Origin of the sequence: Streptacidiphilus pinicola (assembly GCF_003258295.1) — a bacterium.
GTDB classification, from domain to species: Bacteria; Actinomycetota; Actinomycetes; order Streptomycetales; family Streptomycetaceae; genus Streptacidiphilus; species Streptacidiphilus pinicola.
Map to the genome: position 1 here is coordinate 1 of NZ_QKYN01000088.1, position 20,115 is coordinate 20,115.

The window sequence follows — 20,115 nt, forward strand, 5'->3', positions numbered from 1 at the left end:
GGCCGCGGCGCCCCGGCCCACGGCCTCGGCGCCCGCGTCCCCTCCCCCGTCGCCCTCACCCTCCATCCCCACCCCGACCGGCCCGATCACGTTCAACCTCGCGGCGGGCACCCTGGACGGGGTCGACTGGCACGCTCAGGCGCACTTGACGAGCCCGAACTTCTGCCTGCACCTGACGATCGGCAGCGCCGTGGTGGACGCGCCCGCGGGCTACTGGAACAACTGCCTGCCCCTGACCATGATCACGCCGGGCGAGTCGGTCGGCGTGCACGTCGCACGCGGCGGCCCGCTGCGCCTGATCACGGCGTTCGGCTCGGACAGGCTGGCCCGGGTGGTGGTCACCTTCATGGACGGCACCAGCCGGAAGGCCGACGCCGTCCGTCTCCCCGGCTCGACCACGCTGGGCGCCGTGCTGCCGGTGGCACCCGGTCAGGTGATCTCCGTCATCGACCTCTACGACCCGAGCGGCGTGCGTGTCGACCACTACACCGACTACCGCTGAGCCGCAGAATGACACCATGACGGACATCAGCGACTACGGCGGCGGTCAGCACACGGAGGACGTCCTGGTCGTGACGACCAACGACGTCCCCGGCTTCCGGGTGGACCGGATCATCGGCGAGGTCTTCGGCCTGACGGTGCGTTCGCGCAACATCGGCAGCCAGATCGGCGCGGGCCTCAAGTCCCTCGCGGGCGGCGAGCTGCGCGGCCTCACCAAGACCCTGGTGGCCAGCCGCAACCAGGCGATGGACCGCCTGGTCGAACAGGCCCGCGCCCGCGGCGCCAACGCGATCCTGATGATGCGCTTCGACGTCTCCGACGCGGCCGGCATGGGCACGGAGGTCTGCGCCTACGGCACGGCGGCCGTGATCAGCCCTGCTTCCTGACGGGCGGTTGCACCACCTCAGGGCGCGCCGGTCCCGCTCATCGCCGCGTTCGCGCCCAGCGGGATCTCCAGCTCCAGCCAGACCAGCTTGCCGTCCACCGTCGCGCGGCTGCCCCAGCGGTAGGCGAGCTCGTTGATGAGGTGCATGCCGCGGCCGCCCTCGTCGTCGGCCTCGGCGTGGCGGACGCGGGGCGCGCGGGCGTCGGTGTCCGCGACCGCGATGCTCAGCACCCGGTCGCGGATCAGGCGCAGCTGCGTCGGGTGGCCTGCGTGCAGCAGGGCGTTGCTCACGAGCTCGCTGACCAGCAGCTGGGCCACGTCCGTCAGGCTGGTGAGCTGCCAGGCCGCGAGCGTCTCGCGAACGAAGCGGCGGGCCACCCCGACCACCTCGGGGTCCTCGGAGAGCTCCAGCACGGCGATCCAGTCGGGACGGCGCGGCAGCACGCGGGCGAGGATGACGGCGATGTCGTCCTCGCTGTTGCCGGCCGCCAGGGCCTCCAGCACGGCGTCGCAGCGCTGTTCGAGCGAGGTGCGGTGCTCGGCGACGGTGTCGCGCAGCAGCTCCAGGCCCACATCCAGGTCGCGGCCGCGGCGTTCGACCAGGCCGTCGGTGTAGAGGCAGAGCAGCGCCTCGCCGGGCAGGGTGAAGGTGACGGCCTCGAACGGCACGCCGCCGACGCCGAGCGGTGCGCCGGTCGGCAGGATCAGCAGCTGCGCGGCGCCGTCGGGCTCGACCAGGACCGGCGGCAGGTGGCCGGCCGAGGCGAGCACGACGCGGCCGTCGAGCGGGTCGAAGACGGCGCAGACGCAGGTGGCGAACTGGGCCTCGCCCATCGCCGCCGCGGTCTCGTCGAGACGGCGCAGCACCCGGTCGGGGGCGAGGTCCATGCCGATCAGCGTCCGTGCGGCGGTGCGCAGTTGGCCCATGCTGGCGGCGGCGCGCATGCCGTGGCCCATGACGTCACCGACGACGAGGGCGACCCGGCCGCAGGAGAGCGGGATGACGTCGAACCAGTCGCCGCCGACCTCGCTGATGACGCTGGCGGGCAGGTAGCGGTAGGCGATCTCCAGGCCGGGGGTGGTGCGGATCTCCTGCGGCAGCAGGCTGTGCTGGAGCATCAGCGCGGTGGTCCGCTCGCGCCGGTACAGGCGGGCGTTGTCGATGGCGACGGCCGCCCGGGAGGCGAGCTCCTCGGCGAGCGCGACGTCGGCTTCGTCGAAGGGCTTGGGGTTGTGGCGCATCCGGATGAACTCGGCGCCGCCCAGCACCTGACCGCGGGCCAGCAGCGGGACCATCAGATACGAGTGGACGCCCGCCTGGATGGCGGGGTCGACGCGGTCCGGGTGCGCGGTGATCCGGTTCATCGACGCCTGGTCGACCTCGCCGATCAGGATCGAGCGGCCGGTGCGCAGGCTCTCGGCGTAGATCGCGGCCGAGCGGGAGACCTGCCCGACCTGGTCCGCGGCGCTGCCCAGGGCGTGCCCGGTGACCTCCCCGACGGCGACGGCCCGCAGCAGCACCCGCCCGTTCTCGGGCATCAGCGGCTGGTCCTCCTCGGTGAACCCGTCCTGCACCACGGCGTCCAGCAGGTCCACGGTGACGAAGTCGGCGAACCGCGGCACCACCAGCTCGACCAGCTCCTCGGCGGTGCGCTGCAGGTCGAGCGTGGTGCCGATCTGGTTGCTGGCGTCGTTGAGCAGCGCCAGCCGCCCCTGCGCGGCCTGGGCGTCGACCAGCGCCTGCTCGCGGGCGTTGGAGGCGTCGCGCTCGCGGGTGAACAGGCGGGCGTTGTCGATCGCGACGGCCGCCCGGGAGGCGAGCTCGCCGGCCAGGGCGAGGTCCTCCTGGTCGTAGGGGCGGTCGGTGACGACCCGGTAGAAGCAGGCGACGCCGAGAGCCGCGCCGCGCGCGATCAGCGGCACGATCATGAACGACCGCACCCCGTCCTCCCGCACGGCCTTGGCCCGGGCCGGGTCGGCGTCGAACCAGTGCAGCGCCTGCTCGTCCAGCTCCGGCACCAGCACGGGCCGCCGGTGGGCCAGGCACCAGGCGTAGGGCGTGGCCGGGTGGAAGCGCTGCACGCTGCCGACGGGAGAGATCGGCCTGATGCCGGCGCCCGGGGAGCTGTGGTAGCCGAGCCGGCGCAGCAGCGCGGACCGGTCGGCGGGCCCGCGCGGCTCGATCGAGCCGTGGTCGTCGTGGGCGATGTCCTCCAGGATCTCCACGACGACACTGTCGGCGAGCCCCGGTGACGCCACCTCGGCCAGCTCCTGCGCGGTGCGCTGCAGGTCCAGCGTGGTGCCGATGCGGGCGGAGGCCTCGTTGACCAGCGCCAGGCGCTTGCGGGCCGCGTTGGCCTCCTCCAGCGCCAGCTGGCGGGCCAGCAGCGTCTGGTGCTCGCGCAGGTAGAGCCGGGCGTTGTCGACGGCGACGGCGGCGCGGGAGGCGAGCTCGTCGCCGAGGGTCACGTCCTCGTCCTCGAACGCCGCCCGATCCCGCCGCCGCAGGTAGACCACCATGCCGAGGACGGTCCCGCGCGCCACCAGCGGCGTGATCCGCACCGGACCGGCCAGGCCCTCGGCGTCCCCGGATGAGGCGCCGAGCAGCGTGGTCAGCAGGTGGTCCGCCTGCTCGGGCGGCAGGGTGACGGTGCGGCCGGTGGCCATGGCGACGGCGTAGCCGGAGCGCGGCGGAACGGCGAGGCCCGCGACGCGCCTCGGGTCGTTGTCCCGGTCGGAGCCCGACCGGTCGTCGGCGCGCTCCTCCAAGCCCGCGACGGCGAGCCGCCGGACGGTCCGCGGCAGGCCGCTCGCCGGGCGGACCGCGGCGGGCTGCCCCTCGCCGTCCTGATCGGAACGCCCTTCGGGGCGGGCGGACGGTGCGGGATCCGCGTGCTGCTCGGGGTGGCCGTCACCCTGGGAGGCCGTCACGAGGTGGTCCATCACGAAGACGCCGGCCACGTCGGCGACCCGCGGCACCATGGCCTCGACCAGCTCGCGGGCGGTGCGGACCAGCTCCAGCGTGGTGCCGATGCGGGCGCTCGCGTCGGAGAGCACCTCCAGGCGCTGCCGGGCGGCCGCCGCGCGCTGCTCCGCCCGGAACCGGGCCGTCACGTCGACGATGGTCGAGCTGACGCCGAGCACCCGGCCGGTGGGCTCCTCCAGCCGGAAGTAGGACGCGGACCAGGCGCGCTCGTGGTCGGGATCGCCCGGGGTGATGCCGTGCGACCGGGCGTCGACCACCGGGTCGCCGCTGGTCAGCACCTGCTGCATGACCGCTTCGATCTCCTCGCCGTTCAGCCCCGGCAGCACCTCGGTGACCCTGCGGCCGAGGTGTTCGGTGATCGACACCCCGTTCATGTCGGCGAGGGCGTCGTTGAGCCGGACGAAGCGCAGCTGCTCGTCGTAGACGGCCATCCCGACGGGAGCCTGGGTGAAGAAGCTGTCCAGCACCGCCAGGTCGGACTCCAGCTGACGCAGCGAACGCACGTCGGAGGCGACGGCCAGCACCAGCGGGTGGTCGTTGGGGCCCTTCAGCGGATGCGTGCGGAATTCCAGGTTCACCAGGTGTCCGTCGCGGTGCCGCACCGGGAAGACCCCGGACCAGTCCCGCCCGGCCAGGATCGAGGCGAAGAGACCGAGCACGAGTTCGCGGTTCTGCGGCGTGGTGAGCAGGTCCGCGGCCCGGCGACCGATCGCTTCGGCCGGGCTGTAGCCCAGCAGCGACTCGGCGTCCTTGCTCCAGTGCAGGATGGTGCCGTCGTCCAGGATCAGCGCCGTCGCGATCGGTATCGTCAGCAGACCCGGCGGGCGCGTCTCCGCCCCGGCCGCGCGACCGGGGCCGAGCCCGCCGCCGCCCGGCTGCGCGCTGCCCTGCTCCTCGGATCGCATCGCCAGGTAACCGCCCAGAAGACAGCCGACCGCGCACCCGCGTGTCGGGTGCGCCGGCTGCGCCGTGCAGCCCGCACCGTGTGGGAACTTCCTCCCCATTCTTCCCGTGAGTGCCTACCGCCGCGCGTCCAGGGCCCCCCGTTCGGGGCGCGGCCGGTCGGCGGACGGGCGCCGGAGGGCAACCGCATGCCCCGCGACCTTCCCAGGTCACGGGGCATGCCGGCTCAGGCCTGGCCCGGGTGCCAGGGCGGCCACTCCCACGGCCGGTCGGCCCAGTGGACCAGCTCCGCGTCGTCGAGATCGAGCTGCGGGAAGACCTGGTGCACCCGCGGCACGAACTCCTCCCGGGCCAGCGGTTCGGGCTGCCCACCGCCCATCCGGACCAGGCGGTAGCGGCTGTCGGACCCGTACGGCGCGACGTCGACCAGCGGCTGCTGGTCCGCGTGGTGGAAGCTGCCGCCCTCACTGTCGACCACGTCGTCGGTGCGGCCACCGGGTGTGGTCCCCATGGGCTGGGTGGGCTTCTTGTGTCGTTGGAGCAGTTTCATCGTGTGTCCACCTCCGTGGTCACGACCCCGGCTGAGCTGTGTGAACGTCCCGCCGGACACCTCCACGGTACGCGCGGGCAAGCGGAGGCGCGTAGTCCAGCACACCGCGGGGAAGTCCATTCGGGTCATGTCAGAGCACGGACACCGTTGTCCCCGGAAGGACCCCCCGATGCCCTCGTTCCCCCGCCGGAACCGCCGCACCGCCACGCCCCGCCGCCGCTGGCTCCCGCTCGCCGCCGCCTCCGCGCTCGTGCTGGGCCTCGGCACCACTGCCGCGGCGGACGCCTCGGGCGGCACGGGCAGCGAGAGCCTCGCCCCGGCCCCGCACGCGGCCGCCGCGCACCTGCACGCGGCGACGGCCGCGAACCCCTGCGGCTTCGTGGCCTCGGTCCCGGCGGACCGGTTCAAGGGCATCCCCGTCTTCGACGCGCAGCAGGCCGCCAAGCCGTTCTCGGTCAAGCTGCACACCAGCCAGGGCGCGATCACCGTCCAGGCGCTGACGGCCGCGGCGCCGTGCACGACCTTCTCGTTCCGCTTCCTGACCCAGCACGGCTTCTACGACCACACCCACTGCCACCGCCTGACGACCCAGCGCATCTACGTGCTGCAGTGCGGCGACCCCACCGGCACCGGCAGCGGCGCGCCCGGCTACTCGTTCAACGACGAGAACCTCGCCGGCGCGACCTACCCCGCAGGCACGGTCGCGATGGCCAACGCGGGCCCGAACACCAACGGCAGCCAGTTCTTCTTCGTCTGGAAGGACACCAAGCTCTCCCCCGCCTACACGCCGTTCGGGCGCGTCACCGCGGGCATGGACGTCCTGGCCAAGATCGCCGCCGCCGGCGAGGACGACCAGAACGGCCCGGGCGACGGCTTCCCGACCCTCCCGGTCGAGATCCACAAGGCCCAGCTCGTCCGGGGCTGAACCACGCGCCCCTAGCGGGCGGCCACTTCCCGGAGCAGCAAGCGCAGCGCGCCGGGAACGGAAGGCCGGGCGCCGTCCCGTAGCAGGGCGGCGCCCTTGGCGCGCGCCGCGCGGGCGGTGAGGTCGTCGAGGCCGAGCAGGGCGCGGACCATGGGGCGGCTCGCGGGCCGGGTGAGTTCGGCCAGGACCGCCCCCTTGGCGAGGGAGTCGTCAGCGAGGTCCAGCAGGTGCGTCAGCAGAGCCCGCACCGCAGGGGTGTCGCGGGCGGCGGCCAGGTCGTCGCGGGTGACGGAGAAGGCGGCGAGCGTCTCCTGCGGAACCGTCAGGCGGCCGGCGGCCAGGTCCTCGGCGAGGTCGGTGACGGAGTCGAGCCGTTGGCCGCCGTCGATCCAGGCGCGGCAGGCGACGCGCATCTCCGGTGTCAGCGGGGTGAGCACGCTCGCCACCAGCACCGCGGGCAGCGAGTACGCGTCGAGGTAGTCCTGGTAGTCCGCCTCGGTCGCGAAGCCCGAGAAGTCGAGATCCGTGAGCGCGGTGTCGAGGAACGCCGAGACCCGCTCCCCCAGGGGCGGCACCAGCCCGCACGAGGAGGCCAAGGCCCGGACGAGCGGGTCCTGCGCCGTGCGCTCACCGCGCAACCCCGCCCGGACGTCGCGCTCCCACGCGCCGAAGGCGTCCCGTCGCTGCTCCACCGGGCCGGAGTCCAGCAAGTCGTCCGTCCGGTGCATGAACGCCGTCGCCACGACGACGTGCGGCACCAACTCCGGCGGGACCAACAGACGGACGGCGAGGTAGCCCTCGGGCTTGAAGCGCCGGACCACCGCGCGCTGCGCGCTGTACGCGGCCCGCAGGGCTGGGTCGGTGACGCCCGCGGCGTCGAGCGTGCGGGACCAGCGGGCGGGAGGACGGAGAGGGCTCACGGGTGATCAGCCTGGCACAGCCGACCACCGGCCCCGCTCGCGGTACAGGTCGCGCAGCAGGGCGATCTCGGCGCCGTGGTGGAGGATCTCCTGGTTGACCCACCAGACGGTGTCCAGGAACCGGTCCTCCGGGTCGCTGCCGTTGGGGTACTGGCTGTGGCCGATCCGGTCGAGCGTCGCCTCGTCCGGAACCGCCAGCAGCGCCTCGCGCCAGGCTTGGGCGGCGGCCTCGAACGCGGCGAGCGCACCGACCGCGTCGCCAGGGGTGACGTGGTCGTCGCGGGTGAGGCGGTGCGCGCCGACGGTGTGGTCGGCGCGCAGCGCCAGCATCTCGGCGAGGTGGCTGAGCCGCCAGGCGAGGGTGGTGAAGGGCGGCGGTACCGGATGGACGGGCGCGGCGTCGCGCCCCCACTCCCCCGCGCCGACCAGCACCGTGGCGCCCTCGCCCAGCACGCCGTCGGCGCGCCGCCGGACACTCCACATGCCCGCGGCCGGCTCCCACCGGTACTCGGCGTCGGTCAGCGTCGGCACCGGGACCTCCAGGCCGTTGCCGCTGTCGAGCAGCGGTCCGCCGAGGCGCTGCACCAGGCGGGTGCACCCGAAGTCGTACTGGTCGAGCAGCGGCGCGAGCCGCCCAGGAACCGTCATGCCGCAGCCACCTCCATAAGCCGGTTGATCTTGCGTCAGTCTCGCAGCCCCGCAGGGGTGCGGGCGAGCAGTTTCTCCAGCGCCACGCCGTCGGGGAGGGTACCGAAGGCGAGGCCGCGGTCCGCGCCCAGGCGGGAGGCGCAGAAGGCGTCGGCGACGTCGTGGGGGGCGTGGCGGACCAGCAGGGAGCCCTGAAGCACGAGGGCGAGGGACTCGACCAGGCGGCGGGCGCCGCGCTGGACCTCGCCCGGCGCGGCCGCGGCGGCGGCCGTCAGCTGCGCACGTGCCTGCTCCCACGCCGCGTCGAGGCGGGCGTCGACGCCCTTGGCGGCCTCGATCTCGGCGGCGAAGGCGTGCACCGCCTCCGGTTCGCGGGCCAGCACCCGCAGCACGTCCAGGGCCTGGACGTTGCCCGAGCCCTCCCAGATGCCGTTCAGCGGGGCGTCGCGGTAGAGCCGCGGCAGGCCTGACGCCTCGTCATAGCCGTTGCCGCCCAGGCATTCCAGCGCCTCCGCGACGGCCGCCGGCTGCCGCTTGCAGACCCAGTACTTGCCGACCGCCGTGGCCAGCCGCAGGAACGCGCGCTCCTGCGCGTCCCCGCGCTGCGCGCGGTCGGTCGCGCCGGCGAGGCGCAGCGCCAGCGTGGTCGCCGCCTCGGACTCCAGCGCGAGGTCGGCGACGACGTTGCGCATCAGCGGCTGGTCGATCAGCGTCACGCCGAACACCGCGCGGTGGCACACATGGTGGTCGGCCTGGGCGAGGGCGGCGCGGATGCCGGAGGCGGAGCCGAGGACGCAGTCGAGCCGGGTGGCGGCGACCATGCCGATGATGGTGCGCACGCCCTGCCCCTGCGGGCCGACCAGCCAGGCCACCGTGTCGTCGAACTCCGGCTCGCTGCTGGCGTTCGACCGGTTGCCGAGCTTGTCCTTGAGCCGCTGGATCCGGAAGGTGTTCCGGCTGCCGTCCGGCAGCACCCGCGGCACCAGGAAGCAGGAGAGCCCGCCGGGGGCCTGGGCCAGCACCAGGAAGAGGTCGTTCATCGGGGCGCTGGTGAACCACTTGTGGCCGCGCAGCCGCCAGCTGCCGTCCGCGCTCTCGACGGCCGTGGTGGTGTTGGCGCGCACGTCGGTGCCGCCCTGCTTCTCGGTCATGCCCATCCCGGCCAGCAGGCCGCGCTTGCCCAGCGGGGCCGAAAGGCCCGGCTCGTAGACCCGGCTGGTGAGCAACGGCTCGTACTGGGCCACGAGTTCGGGCTGGGTGCGGAGCGCAGGGACGACGGCGTAGGTCATCGAGACCGGACAGCCGTGGCCCGACTCGGGCGTGCTCCACACCATGAAGCCCGCCGCGCGGGCGACATGGGCTCCGGGCCGGGTGTCGGCCCACGGCGCGCCCGCGAGTCCCTCGCGCACGGCGACGTCCATCAGCTGGTGGTACGCCGGGTGGAACTCGACCTCGTCGATCCTGTGGCCGTAGCGGTCGTGGGTGCGCAGCTCCGGCTCGTTGCGGTTGGCCTGGTCGGCCCAGTGCTGCACCTGCTCACTGCCGGCCAGCCGGCCGACCCGGTGCAGGTCCTCCTCGTACCAGCCGGCGCCCTCGCGGTGCAGACCCTCCAGCAGCACCGGGTCGGCGGCGACGTCGTGCCCGACCAGCGGCGAGGGCTGGTTGGTCACCTCGTGGGTGCGGGCGAGCGGTTCACTGCGGGGCAGGTCATGCGTCATCGTTGCCTCCTGGCAGGGTTCGTGCGCCGGCGCAGCGCAGCGCCATCGCGGTGAGTCCGGCGAGCAGCGCCTCGGCGGCCGCGTCGCTGCCGGGGACGGCGAGCGGGTCGACGAGGACCTCGCCGACGGCTCCGGTGAGCGCGGCCGCGGTGATCTCCGGGTCCTGCGGCGGCAGCAGCCCGGCCGCGATGCCCTCCTGGACCACCGCCGCGAACAGGGCGCGGTAGCGCCGCCGGAACTCCAGCCGCTCGGCGCCGACGGACTCGTCGGCCGGGGCGGCGAGCAAGGCGTAGGCGAGCCCGCGCCGCTCGAAGGCGCGGCGGGCGAACACCTCGACCCCGCAGGCCAGCCGTGCCACGGCGTCGCCGCTGCCGTCGCGAAGCACCGCGCCGAGCACCTCGACCTCCCGCCCGGCCGCCCGCCGGAAGACCTCGACGGCGAGCGCGGTCTTGGACGCGAAGTGCTGGTACACGGAGCCCGCCGACATCCCGGCGGCCGCCGCCACCGCGCCGACGGACGCGCCGGCCCAGCCCACCTCGGCGACGACGGCGGTCGCCTCCTCGACGAGCCGCTCCCGCGCCGCGTCAAGACGCATCCGCACGGCGGGGGTCTCGCGATAGGCCATGCAAGAAGTGAACCACGATTCAGACCTTTGCGGAACCGCCGCGCCGCGGTGTCCGGCGGGCCGGCCCGCCCCCGGGAACTCGCCCGCGTTGAACGGTCGAGGAACGGGCGACGGTGGGGGGATCCATGGCTGAATCCGGACGCGGCGGTCGGTCACTGCTGCGCGAGACGATCGTGGTCGTCGGGGCCGCGCTCGTCATCGCGGTGCTGGTGAAGACGTTCTTCTTCCAGGCGTTCTCGATCCCCTCCGGCTCGATGAACAACACGCTGCTCAAGGGCGACCGGGTGCTCGTCGACAAGTTCAGCCCGTGGTTCGGCGCCACGCCCGCCCGGGGCGACGTGGTGGTGTTCAAGGACCCCGACCACTGGCTCGACGGCACCCCGGAGGCGCCGCAGCCCCACCCCGGCCTCGGCCACGACGTGCAGTCCGTGCTCAGCGACGTCGGGCTGATGCCCTCGGCCGACGACAGCTACCTGATCAAGCGGGTGATCGCGGTCGGCGGGGACACGGTGAGCTGCCAGGCCGGCCGACCGCTGCGCGTGGACGGCGTCGTGCTGCACGAGCCGTACCTCTACCCGGGCGCGACGCCCTGCGACAACGACGCGGTCGGCACCGTCGTGGTGCCCAAGGGCGACTTGTGGGTGATGGGCGACCACCGCAACGATTCGGCCGACTCGCGCACCCAGCGCCGGGCCGGCCGGGACGGTGGCTTCGTGCCGGTCGCGGACGTGGTGGGGCGCGCGGACGTGGTGGTGTGGCCGGTCGGCCGCTGGGCGACGCTGCCGGAGCCCGACACCTTCCACCAGGCGGGCCTGCCCCGACCCGGGGACGGGGTGGCCGAGCCGATCGCGCTCGCGACGCTCGTGCTGCTGCCGCTCTCCGGCGCGGCCCTGCTCGGCCGGGGTCGGCGCCGCCGCCGCGGACGGGCCTGAACAGCCAGTCCGGTACGCACTGTTGACCGCCGGTCAACAACTCTGCTTTGCTACACCCCGGCCAGTGGTGTAAGCGCTGGCTGCTCCTCCAGCTCTTCTCCCCGTCTCCCGGATCCGGGCCAGGACGGGCGTTCTGCGTGCAAGGCACCACCGCCCGTGCCGACCAGGCCGGGCGGCCGGCAGAGTGCAGAGAGGACCACCCCCAAGATGGGCAACCCCCCTCGGCGAGAATGGCGCCGCCTGGCCGTGACCGGCCTCGCCTCGCTCTCCCTCGCTTCCGCCGCGGCACTGGCCGTGGCCACCACCCCCGCCACGGCCGCCCCGGCGGCTGACCACGGCTCTTCCGTGAGCAACCCCTACGACCCGGCCTACGGTCACTCCTACCGTCACGGCGTGCTCCCGACCCTGGGTCAGGACGCCAAGATGAAGCAGTGGGCCGACGGGCACGCCTCGCACCAGGCGACGACGGCCACCGGCCCGGAGACGCTGAGCTACGGCGGCGGGACCAACGGCGTGGGCGTGCTCGACGGCCACGCCAAGGTCTACCTGGTCTTCTACGGCAACCAGTGGGGCTCGCAGTCCACCAACAGCAGCGGTGACGCGACCTTCTCCGGCGACGCCGACGGCGCCGCCCCGGTCGCGCAGGAGATGTTCAAGGACATCGGCACCGGCGGCGAGACCTGGTCCGCGGACCTGACCCAGTGGTGCGACGGTCCCAACGTCGCGAGCGGCGCGGTCAGCTGCCCGTCCAACGCCAGCTTCGTGCCGTACCAGAGCGGCGGCGTGCTCTCCGGCGTCTGGTACGACAACTCGGGTGCCTCCCCGTCCGCGGCGTCCGGCAACCAGCTGGGCACGGAGGCCGTCAACGCGGCCGGCCACTTCGGCAACACCACGGCCGCGTCCAACCGTGACGCGTACTACGTGATCCTGTCGCCGACGGGCACCAACCCGGACAACTACCAGGGCCAGTACTGCGCCTGGCACGACTACACCGGCGACTCCTCGCTGACCGGCGGTGCGGTCAACAGCCCCTACGGCGACCTGGCGTTCTCCAACCAGCCCTACAACATGGACTCCGGCTCGGGCTGCGGCGTCGGCTTCATCAACTCGCCCGGAACGCTCGACGGTTGGACGATGACCCTCGGCCACGAGTGGCACGAGACAATGTCCGACCAGTTCCCGGCGGGCGGCTGGACCAACCACGTCTCCGGCAGCTCCTACAACGGCCAGGAGAACTCCGACGAGTGCGCCTGGCTCTCTCCGGGCACCGCGGGCGGCGCCGGCATGGTCACCATGGGCACCGGCACCTTCGCCGAGCAGGCCAGCTGGTCCAACGACACCAACGAGTGCGACCTGTCGCACGCCATCCTGAACCACGGCGGCACCGGTAACACCGTCACCGTGAACAACCCGGGCAGCCAGACCGGCACCGTCGGCACCGCGGCCTCGCTGCAGATCAGCGGCTCCGACTCGGCCAGCGGCCAGACGCTGACCTACTCCGCCACGGGTCTCCCGGCGGGCCTGAGCATCTCCTCCTCCGGCCTGATCTCCGGCACCCCGACCACGGCCGGCACCTCCTCGGTCACGGTCACCGCGAAGGACACCACCGGCGCATCCGGCAGCACCTCCTTCAGCTGGACCGAGAGCTCCGGCGGTGGCGGCGGCAACGGCGTCGCCAACGGCGGCTTCGAGACGGGCAGCTTCTCCAGCTGGACCACCACGGGCAACGCCGCGGTGACCGCCTCGGCGGCGCACTCGGGCAGCTACGGGGCCATGCTGGGCCTGACCACCCCGAGCAACACCTCGACCGCGGCGCAGACCTTCACCGCGCCGACCGGCTCGACCCACCTGTCCTTCTACTACAGCAACACCTGCCCGGACACGGTCACCTACGACTGGGCCACGGCGACGCTGAAGGACAACACCACCGGCACCACGAAGACCGTCCTGGCCAAGACCTGCGCCGCCAGCTCCGCCTGGACCCAGGTCTCCACCACGATCACGGCCGGCCACAGCTACACGCTGACCCTGACCAACAAGGACGACAACTACCCGGGCGACCCGACCTACACCTACTACGACGACGTCACCACCTCCTGACGCCCACTCAGGAGTAGTGCGCCAGTAGCAGATCGGCGTCCCCCAGGAGGTGGACGCGGCGTCCCGCCGCGTCCACCTCCGCCGTTTCGCGCAGCCCCAGGCGCCCGGCCAGCCGCCGCGAAGGCAGGTTGTTGTCCCGGATCACCGCGCAGACCGGCAGCTCCGGACGGAGCGGGCGGACGTGGTCCAGCGCGGCACCGACGGCCTCGTGGGCCAGGCCGCGACCCCAGGCGGTGGGACGGAAGCGGTAGTAGAGGTTGAGCACCCGCACGCTCCGGTCCTCGGCGAGCCGGAGCTCGGCGGCCTTGAGCCCGGCGATCGCGATCACCTCGTCCGGCGCGCCGTGCTCGACGACGCCGAAGTAGCCGAAGCCCTCGCGCTCCCAGTCGGCGATCCACGTCCCGAGCCAGCGCCGGCAGCTCTCGAACGAGGCCGCGCCGTCGGGGTTGTAGCGGTTGGTGCGCGGGTCCCCGTGGATGGCGTGGACCGCTTCGAGGTCCTCCGGCACCAGCCGGAGCAGTTGCAGACGTGCGGTGCGCAGCACCGGAGGACGTGAGCTCACCCGAGGAAGCCTACGATGGTCGTGACTGCTGCTGGCCGTGTATCCCAGGAGGCCGCATCATGACCACAGCCCAGGAGATCATGCACCCCGGCGCCCAGTGCGTCACCGAGCACGAGTCGCTTGCCACGGCGGCCAAGCTCATGCGGGACCGCGGCGTGGGCGCGCTGCCCATCTGCGGCGAGGACGACAAGCTGCTCGGCATCCTCACCGACCGCGACATCGTGGTGAAGTGCATCGCCGCGGGCCTGGACCCGTCGGCCACCACGGCCGGCGAGCTGGCCGAGGGGCGTCCGCTCACCATCGAGGGCGAGGACGACATCGAGCAGGTGCTGCGGGTGATGGAACAGCACCGAGTCCGGCGACTGCCGGTGATCAACCACCCCGAGCACCGACTGATCGGCATGATCAGCGAGGCCGACCTGGCCCGCCACATGCCGCAGGCGCGCGTCGCGGAGTTCGTTTCGGCGATCTGCGCCGAGGACGAGTAGCCCCACACAGAACGAGGCAGGGCCCCGTCCGGTCGGACGGGGCCCTGCCTCGTGGCGGCGCGTGCGCGGCTCGGTCAGTACCAGTTGTGGGCCTGCCAGAAGGACCAGGCGGCGTTCGGGCTGCCATAGGTGGAGTCCATGTAGTTCAGCGCCCACTTGATCTGGGTGGCCGGGTTGGTCTGCCAGTCGGCGCCGGCGGAGGCCATCTTGGAGCCCGGCAGGGCCTGACCCAGGCCGTAGGCGCCGGAGGAGGCGTTGGTCGCGGTGACGCTCCAACCGCTCTCGTGGGAGATGATCTGGTCGAAGGAGGCGAGCTGGTCGGCCGGCACGATCGACGCGGCGAGCGACTGCGCCTCGTTCGGCGCCATGGCCGTGTCGGCGTGGGCGGCACCGCCGATACCGACCACGGCGGCGGAGGCGAGAATGCCGGCGCCGGCGATCGAGGCGGACAGGGTACGCAGCGAACGAATGCGGAAAGCCATACGGAGCAGAACCTCTGAGCTAGGGGGCAGGTCACCAGGCGGCCGATCGAGCGGCGCGGCCTGACGACAACCACCGTGCAGGAACTGGCCCAAATGGTGCAAGAGGCCCAAATACGATGCCCCATAGTGGACAATTCGGACTTATCGGCATGTTGACGCTTAGCCCGACGGGGCGTGACTCCTATTCCCGCTAGTAGACCCGATCTGCACGTGGCGCAGGTCACCGCCGATCTCGCTCAGCGTGACGGACGAACCCCACCGAGTGGACAAAAAAGAAGGGCGCGGAGCTTTCGCTCCGCGCCCTTCCGTGGGGTGCGACTACTCGGCGACGGCCTTCTTCAGGGCCTCGACGCGGTCGGTGCGCTCCCAGGTGAAGTCCGGCAGCTCACGGCCGAAGTGGCCGTACGCGGCGGTCTGGGAGTAGATCGGACGCAGCAGGTCCAGATCCCGGATGATGGCGGCCGGACGCAGGTCGAAGACCTTGGTCACCGCCTCCTGGATCTTGCCGACCGGGACGGTCTCCGTGCCGAAGGTCTCGACGAACAGACCGACCGGCTCGGCCTTGCCGATCGCGTAGGCGACCTGGACCTCGGCGCGCTTGGCCAGGCCGGCCGCGACGATGTTCTTGGCGACCCAGCGCATCGCGTACGCGGCGGAGCGGTCGACCTTGGACGGGTCCTTGCCGGAGAAGGCGCCGCCACCGTGGCGGGCCATGCCGCCATAGGTGTCGATGATGATCTTGCGACCGGTCAGGCCGGCGTCGCCCATCGGGCCGCCGATCTCGAAGCGACCGGTCGGGTTGACCAGCAGGCGGTAGCCCTCGACGGTCAGCTCGATGCCGCGCTCGGCCAGCGCCTTGAGCTCCGGCTCCACCACGAACTCGCGGATGTCCGGGGTCAGCAGCGAGTCGAGGTCGATGTCCGAGGCGTGCTGCGAGGAGACGACCACGGTGTCGAGACGGACGGCCTTGTCGCCGTCGTACTCGATGGTGACCTGGGTCTTGCCGTCGGGACGCAGGTACGGGATGGTCCCGTTCTTGCGGACCTCGGACAGGCGGGCCGACAGGCGGTGGGCCAGGTAGATCGGGAGCGGCATGAGCTCCGGCGTGTCGTCGCACGCGTAGCCGAACATCAGGCCCTGGTCGCCGGCGCCCTGCTTGTCCAGCTCGTCCTCGTCGCCCTCGACGCGGTTCTCGTAGGCGGAGTCGACGCCCTGGGCGATGTCCGGGGACTGCGCGCCGATGGAGACCGAGACGCCGCAGGAGGCGCCGTCGAAGCCCTTCTTGCTGGAGTCGTAACCGATCTCCAGGATCTTGTCGCGCACCAGCTGCGCGATGGGCGCGTAGGCGGCGGTGGTCACCTCACCGGCGACGTGGACCTGGCCCGTGGTGATCAACGTCTCCACGGCGACGCGCGAGGACGGGTCGTCCTTCAGCAGGGCGTCGAGAATGGTGTCACTGATCTGGTCAGCGATCTTGTCCGGGTGACCTTCGGTCACGGACTCGGAGGTGAACAGGCGGCGAGACACAGCGCTCCCTGGGTTGCAGCGGCTGCTGACTGAACCGGTCGGGCGGGATTGCCCGGCGATCCGGAAAGACTTGGAGAACTACTGTCCGGAGTGTAACGAACAGACAGCGAGTTGCGTCCACCGGATCTCATGTTCTGGATCACCCTGCCGGAGGCACGATTCCGACACGACCGGCAACGGTCAGGCAAATCGGGCGGCGACCAGGTCCCACAGCAGGTCGGCCAGAGCCGCCTTGGGCCCGTAGGGAACGGGGGTCTCGGAGCCGTCGGCGCCCAGCACCACGGCCTCGTTGTTGGCGCTGCCGAACGCGCGGTCCTCGCCCACCTCGTTGACGACCAGGAGGTCGCACTTCTTCCGGGCGAGCTTGGCCCGGCCGTTGACGAGCGCGTCGTTGGTCTCCGCGGCGAAGCCGACCACGATCTGCCCGGGACGGGCCCGCTCCGCCGAGATCTCGGCCAGCACGTCGGGGTTGCGGACCAGCTCGACCGGGGCGGGCTCGACGCCGTCCACCTTCTTGATCTTCTGTGCCGCGAAGGCGGCCGGCCGGAAGTCGGCCACGGCGGCGGACATGACGACCGCGTCGGCGGTCGCCGCGGCGCCGAGCACGGCCTGCCGCAGCTCCAGCGCGGTGCCGACACGCACCACGTCCACCCCGGCCGGGTCGGGCAGCTCGGTGTTGGCGGCCACCAGCGTCACCTTGGCGCCCCGCGCGGCGGCCACCGCGGCGATGGCGTAGCCCTGCCGGCCGGAGGAGATGTTGCCCAGGAAGCGCACCGGGTCCAGCGGCTCACGCGTGCCGCCGGCGGAGACGACGACGTGCCGCCCGGCCAGATCGGTGGTCGCCGCCGCGGGGCCGCGGTCCAGCACGCGGCGACAGAGCTCGAAGATCGCCTCGGGCTCGGGGAAGCGGCCCTTGCCGGTGTCGACGCCCGTCAGCCGCCCGACGGACGGCTCGATGACGATCGCGCCGCGACGGCGCAGCGTGGCGACGTTCTCCTGGGTGGCCGCGTGCTCCCACATCTCGGTGTGCATCGCGGGGGCGAAGACGACCGGACAGCGCGCGGTGAGCAGCGTGTTGGTGAGCAGGTCGTCGGCCAGCCCGTGGGCGGCCTTGGCCAGGATGTCGGCGGTGGCGGGGGCGACGACCAGCAGGTCGGCGTTCTGGCCGATCCGCACGTGCGGCACCTCGTGGACGCTCTCCCACACCTCGGTCGACACCGGCCGGCCGGAGAGCGCGGACCAGGTGGCCGCCCCGACGAAGTGCAGCGCCGACTCGGTGGGCACCACCCGCACCGCGTGGCCGGACTCCGTGAAACGCCGCAGCAGCTCGCACGCCTTGTAGGCGGCGATCCCACCGCTGACCCCGAGGACCACGTTCTTACCGGACACCCCGACCCACTCCCGACCCACACTCGACACGACTGCGACGACTCAAAAAAGAACGCCGCGGAGCGTCGGGATGATCCGACGTTCCGCGGCGTCCAAGCCCATGAGCCAGGCTCCGACTACTGCGGCGCCTCGACGGCCTCGGCGGTGAGCATACCGGCGTTGATCTCGCGCAGCGCGATCGACAGCGGCTTCTCGTGCACGTGGGTGTCGACGAGCGGGCCGACGTACTCCAGCAGGCCCTCGCCCAGCTGCGAGTAGTAGGCGTTGATCTGACGCGCGCGCTTGGCCGCGTAGATCACCAGGCTGTACTTGGAGTCGGTGGCCTCGAGCAGCTCATCGATCGGCGGGTTGATGATGCCTTCGGGCGCTGTCATCGAAGAGGACACGCGGGAACCTTCCGAACGAAAAGATAAGGAGAGTCCGAAAAAAATCAGACTACGCGCATCAAGGCTAGCAGCTCGGCTGCTACATCCTCGACGGAGGTGTTGACAAGGGTCGTGTCGAACTCGCTCTCGGCCGCGAGCTCCACCTTGGCCGTGGTCAGCCGCTCGGCGATGACCTCGGCGGACTCGGTGCCGCGGCCGGTGAGGCGACGGACCAGCTCCTCCCAGGAGGGAGGCGCGAGGAAGACCAGCTGCGCCTCCGGCATGGACTCGCGCACCTGGCGCGCGCCCTGCAGGTCGATCTCCAGCAGCACCGGCTCGCCGGCCTCGAGGCGCCGCAGCACCTCCTGGCGCGGCGTGCCGTAGCGGTTGCCGGCGAAGGTGGCCCACTCGAGCAGCTCGCCGTTGGCCACCAGCTTGTCGAACTGGTCGTCGTCGACGAAGTGGTACTGGACGCCGTTCCGCTCCCCTGGCCGCGGCTTGCGGGTGGTGCAGGAGACGGAGAGCCAGACCTCCGGGTGGGCCTTGCGCATATGAGCGACGACCGTGCTCTTGCCGACCCCGGAGGGGCCGGAGAGCACGGTCAGCCGCGGACGTTCACTCATGCCCCGATTATCCAGTAACCGCGAGGGTTCTCGAACCATCGGGCGGCACGAGCGGTGGGGTTCAGGAGACAGCGCCGCCGAACTCGCGCTCCAGCGAGGCGATCTGGTTCGTACCGAGGCCGCGCACGCGGCGCGACTCGGAGATGCCCAGACGCTCCATGATCTGCTTGGCCCGGACCTTGCCGACACCCGGGAGGGACTCCAGCAGGGCGGAGACCTTCATCTTGCCGATGACGTCGTTCTCCTGGCCCGCCTTGATGACCTCGTGCAGGGAGGCGCCGCTGTGCTTGAGCCGGTTCTTGATCTCGGCGCGCTCCCGGCGAGCCTCAGCTGCCTTGGCGAGCGCAGCCGTGCGCTGCTCAGGGGTAAGGGGCGGAAGTGCCACGCCGTTCACCTCAGTACTTCGAATGAATGGAACAGGACTTTGCGCAGGTCGGTGGGGGAAGGGCCCTTCCCTCACTACCTATGGCCGGACCCTACCGCTGTTGGGGCCGATAGTCAGGGAAAAGAGCAGAAAAGTCCTGCTCAGGGCTGTCTCGGGATCGATCCGTGCGGATTTTTCGGCACAAAACGGAACAGCCGGCGAACGCGCAGTTCAGCGCGCACACCGGCCGTTCACAAGCTCTTCACGAGCGGGGATCAGCCCACCGCCACGCGGATCTCGTCCACGAAGCGCTGCGCGGCATCCCGCAGGCCAGAGAGGGAGGGGCCGTGCTTCAGCACGTCCCGCGAGACGCTCGGCACCACGTTGCGCGCCGACGCGCCGAAGACCCGCGGGATGTCCGCCATCGTCGCGCCCTGGGCGCCGACCCCCGGGGCCAGCAGGGGGCCGTTGATCGCCAGGTCCGCCTCGTCCACGTCGCTCAGCGTGGCGCCGACGACCGCGCCGAAGGAGCCCAGCGGCTCAGCGCCGGCGTTCTCGGCGGCCAGCTGGGCCAGGATCGACTGCGCGACGGTGCGGCCCTCCGCGCCGACCGCGCGCTGCACGGAAGCCCCCTCGGGGTTGGAGGTCAGCGCGAGCGCGAACAGACCGGAGCCGCTCTTGCGAGCCAGGTCCACGGCGGGCCGCAGAGAGCCGAAGCCGAGGTAGGGCGAGACGGTCAGCGCGTCGGAGAAGAGCGGGCTGGACTCGCTGAGGAACGCCTCGGAGTAGGCCGCCATGGTGGAGCCGATGTCGCCACGCTTGGCGTCCATGACCACCAGCGCCCCGGCCGCGCGTGCCTCGGCGACCGACTGCTCCAGCACGGCCACGCCGCGGCTGCCGAACCGCTCGAAGAACGCCGCCTGCGGCTTCAGCACCGCGACCCGGTCCGCCAGCGCCTCCACCACCGTCCGCGAGAAGCGCTCCAGACCGGCCACGTCGTCGCCGAGACCCCAAGCGCCGAGCAGCGCGGCGTGCGGGTCGATGCCGACACAGAGCTGGCCGCGGTCGTCCATGGCCTGACGCAGGCGTGCACCGAAGGGCGCGGTCATGTTCTTGTTCCTC

Annotated in this window: 20 protein-coding genes; 6 read left to right on the forward strand and 14 right to left on the reverse strand. The window is 72.3% G+C overall.

Annotation, left to right across the window (positions count from 1 at the left end):
- The coding region (locus DN069_RS40225) for a hypothetical protein (RefSeq protein WP_207892230.1) at nt 1-502 on the forward strand (502 nt) is incomplete at its 5' end.
- 16 nt (nt 503-518) lie between these two features.
- Complete coding sequence (locus tag DN069_RS22400; RefSeq protein WP_111503571.1) at nt 519-887, forward strand: YbjQ family protein; 369 nt, start codon at nt 519-521, stop codon at nt 885-887.
- A gap of 17 nt (nt 888-904) precedes the next feature.
- Here DN069_RS22400 and DN069_RS41780 read toward each other — a convergent pair whose 3' ends face one another.
- Nucleotides 905-4,777, reverse strand: coding sequence for a SpoIIE family protein phosphatase (locus DN069_RS41780; protein WP_243639577.1), 3,873 nt, complete (start codon nt 4,775-4,777; stop codon nt 905-907).
- Between the two features lie 224 nt (nt 4,778-5,001).
- The gene (locus DN069_RS41785) at nt 5,002-5,325 is read right to left on the reverse strand and encodes a hypothetical protein (RefSeq protein ID WP_243639578.1); all 324 of its coding nucleotides are present in this window, start codon (nt 5,323-5,325) and stop codon (nt 5,002-5,004) included.
- A gap of 169 nt (nt 5,326-5,494) precedes the next feature.
- Here DN069_RS41785 and DN069_RS42450 point away from each other — a divergent pair, with 169 nt between their 5' ends.
- A complete protein-coding gene (locus DN069_RS42450) occupies nt 5,495-6,250 on the forward strand; it encodes a peptidylprolyl isomerase (RefSeq protein WP_279387922.1) in 756 nt (251 codons plus the stop codon).
- Nucleotides 6,251-6,261: 11 nt separating this feature from the next.
- Here the strand turns inward: DN069_RS42450 and DN069_RS22425 are convergent, their stop codons facing one another.
- The 4 genes from DN069_RS22425 to DN069_RS22440 are packed head-to-tail and all read right to left on the reverse strand — an operon-like array spanning nt 6,262 to nt 10,161.
- Complete coding sequence (locus DN069_RS22425; protein WP_243639581.1) at nt 6,262-7,170, reverse strand: phytoene/squalene synthase family protein; 909 nt, start codon at nt 7,168-7,170, stop codon at nt 6,262-6,264.
- A 6-nt stretch (nt 7,171-7,176) separates the two neighbouring features.
- Nucleotides 7,177-7,818 carry a DinB family protein gene (locus DN069_RS22430; RefSeq protein WP_111503573.1) on the reverse strand — a complete coding sequence of 214 codons (642 nt, stop codon included), beginning with the start codon at nt 7,816-7,818 and terminating at the stop codon, nt 7,177-7,179.
- Nucleotides 7,819-7,853: 35 nt separating this feature from the next.
- Nucleotides 7,854-9,536 (reverse strand): acyl-CoA dehydrogenase family protein, encoded by a 1,683-nt coding sequence (locus tag DN069_RS22435; RefSeq protein WP_111503575.1) that lies wholly within the window; start codon nt 9,534-9,536, stop codon nt 7,854-7,856.
- Nucleotides 9,526-10,161 carry a TetR/AcrR family transcriptional regulator gene (locus tag DN069_RS22440; RefSeq protein WP_111503577.1) on the reverse strand — a complete coding sequence of 212 codons (636 nt, stop codon included), beginning with the start codon at nt 10,159-10,161 and terminating at the stop codon, nt 9,526-9,528. The genes DN069_RS22435 and DN069_RS22440 overlap by 11 nt, the downstream gene beginning before the upstream one ends.
- A 125-nt stretch (nt 10,162-10,286) precedes the next feature.
- On the opposite strand from DN069_RS22440, the gene lepB reads away from it, so the two are divergent.
- Nucleotides 10,287-11,093, forward strand: coding sequence for a signal peptidase I (lepB, locus tag DN069_RS22445; RefSeq protein ID WP_111503579.1), 807 nt, complete (start codon nt 10,287-10,289; stop codon nt 11,091-11,093).
- 207 nt (nt 11,094-11,300) lie between these two features.
- Nucleotides 11,301-13,193, forward strand: coding sequence for a putative Ig domain-containing protein (locus DN069_RS40985; RefSeq protein WP_207892231.1), 1,893 nt, complete (start codon nt 11,301-11,303; stop codon nt 13,191-13,193).
- 7 nt (nt 13,194-13,200) lie between these two features.
- Here the strand turns inward: DN069_RS40985 and DN069_RS22455 are convergent, their stop codons facing one another.
- A complete protein-coding gene (locus DN069_RS22455) occupies nt 13,201-13,755 on the reverse strand; it encodes a GNAT family N-acetyltransferase (RefSeq protein WP_165845598.1) in 555 nt (184 codons plus the stop codon).
- A gap of 59 nt (nt 13,756-13,814) precedes the next feature.
- Between DN069_RS22455 and DN069_RS22460 the strand changes: the two genes are divergently transcribed.
- Nucleotides 13,815-14,243, forward strand: a complete 429-nt coding sequence (locus DN069_RS22460) for a CBS domain-containing protein (protein WP_111503583.1) — start codon at nt 13,815-13,817, stop codon at nt 14,241-14,243.
- Between the two features lie 74 nt (nt 14,244-14,317).
- Here DN069_RS22460 and DN069_RS22465 read toward each other — a convergent pair whose 3' ends face one another.
- The 7 genes from DN069_RS22465 to pyrF form a co-directional block, all read right to left on the reverse strand.
- Nucleotides 14,318-14,725, reverse strand: coding sequence for an aggregation-promoting factor C-terminal-like domain-containing protein (locus DN069_RS22465; RefSeq protein ID WP_111503585.1), 408 nt, complete (start codon nt 14,723-14,725; stop codon nt 14,318-14,320).
- Nucleotides 14,726-15,043: 318 nt separating this feature from the next.
- On the reverse strand, nt 15,044-16,252 hold the full coding sequence (metK, locus tag DN069_RS22470; protein WP_111503587.1) for a methionine adenosyltransferase: 1,209 nt from the start codon (nt 16,250-16,252) through the stop codon (nt 15,044-15,046).
- A 180-nt stretch (nt 16,253-16,432) separates the two neighbouring features.
- Nucleotides 16,433-17,641, reverse strand: a complete 1,209-nt coding sequence (gene coaBC, locus DN069_RS22475; protein WP_111503589.1) for a bifunctional phosphopantothenoylcysteine decarboxylase/phosphopantothenate--cysteine ligase CoaBC — start codon at nt 17,639-17,641, stop codon at nt 16,433-16,435.
- A 116-nt stretch (nt 17,642-17,757) separates the two neighbouring features.
- Entirely contained in the window at nt 17,758-18,027 is a 270-nt protein-coding gene (rpoZ, locus tag DN069_RS22480; RefSeq protein ID WP_042382490.1) for a DNA-directed RNA polymerase subunit omega, read from the reverse strand.
- Nucleotides 18,028-18,071: 44 nt separating this feature from the next.
- A complete protein-coding gene (gene gmk / locus DN069_RS22485; RefSeq protein WP_111503591.1) occupies nt 18,072-18,629 on the reverse strand; it encodes a guanylate kinase in 558 nt (185 codons plus the stop codon).
- Nucleotides 18,630-18,690: 61 nt separating this feature from the next.
- Nucleotides 18,691-19,014, reverse strand: coding sequence for an integration host factor, actinobacterial type (gene mihF, locus DN069_RS22490; RefSeq protein ID WP_037610072.1), 324 nt, complete (start codon nt 19,012-19,014; stop codon nt 18,691-18,693).
- Between the two features lie 254 nt (nt 19,015-19,268).
- On the reverse strand, nt 19,269-20,102 hold the full coding sequence (pyrF, locus tag DN069_RS22495; protein WP_111503593.1) for an orotidine-5'-phosphate decarboxylase: 834 nt from the start codon (nt 20,100-20,102) through the stop codon (nt 19,269-19,271).
- Between the last annotated feature and the right edge of the window lie 13 nt (nt 20,103-20,115).

Bases quoted from the DNA above. Each gene is read 5' to 3' on its own strand.
- DN069_RS22400 (WP_111503571.1), top strand. From the start codon at position 519: ATGACGGACATCAGCGACTACGGCGGCGGTCAGCACACGGAGGACGTC.
- DN069_RS41780 (WP_243639577.1), bottom strand. From the start codon at position 4,777: ATGCGATCCGAGGAGCAGGGCAGCGCGCAGCCGGGCGGCGGCGGGCTC.
- DN069_RS41785 (WP_243639578.1), bottom strand. From the start codon at position 5,325: ATGAAACTGCTCCAACGACACAAGAAGCCCACCCAGCCCATGGGGACC.
- DN069_RS42450 (WP_279387922.1), top strand. From the start codon at position 5,495: ATGCCCTCGTTCCCCCGCCGGAACCGCCGCACCGCCACGCCCCGCCGC.
- DN069_RS22430 (WP_111503573.1), bottom strand. From the start codon at position 7,818: ATGACGGTTCCTGGGCGGCTCGCGCCGCTGCTCGACCAGTACGACTTC.
- DN069_RS22435 (WP_111503575.1), bottom strand. From the start codon at position 9,536: ATGACGCATGACCTGCCCCGCAGTGAACCGCTCGCCCGCACCCACGAG.
- DN069_RS22440 (WP_111503577.1), bottom strand. From the start codon at position 10,161: ATGGCCTATCGCGAGACCCCCGCCGTGCGGATGCGTCTTGACGCGGCG.
- lepB (WP_111503579.1), top strand. From the start codon at position 10,287: ATGGCTGAATCCGGACGCGGCGGTCGGTCACTGCTGCGCGAGACGATC.
- DN069_RS40985 (WP_207892231.1), top strand. From the start codon at position 11,301: ATGGGCAACCCCCCTCGGCGAGAATGGCGCCGCCTGGCCGTGACCGGC.
- DN069_RS22460 (WP_111503583.1), top strand. From the start codon at position 13,815: ATGACCACAGCCCAGGAGATCATGCACCCCGGCGCCCAGTGCGTCACC.
- DN069_RS22465 (WP_111503585.1), bottom strand. From the start codon at position 14,725: ATGGCTTTCCGCATTCGTTCGCTGCGTACCCTGTCCGCCTCGATCGCC.
- gmk (WP_111503591.1), bottom strand. From the start codon at position 18,629: ATGAGTGAACGTCCGCGGCTGACCGTGCTCTCCGGCCCCTCCGGGGTC.
- pyrF (WP_111503593.1), bottom strand. From the start codon at position 20,102: ATGACCGCGCCCTTCGGTGCACGCCTGCGTCAGGCCATGGACGACCGC.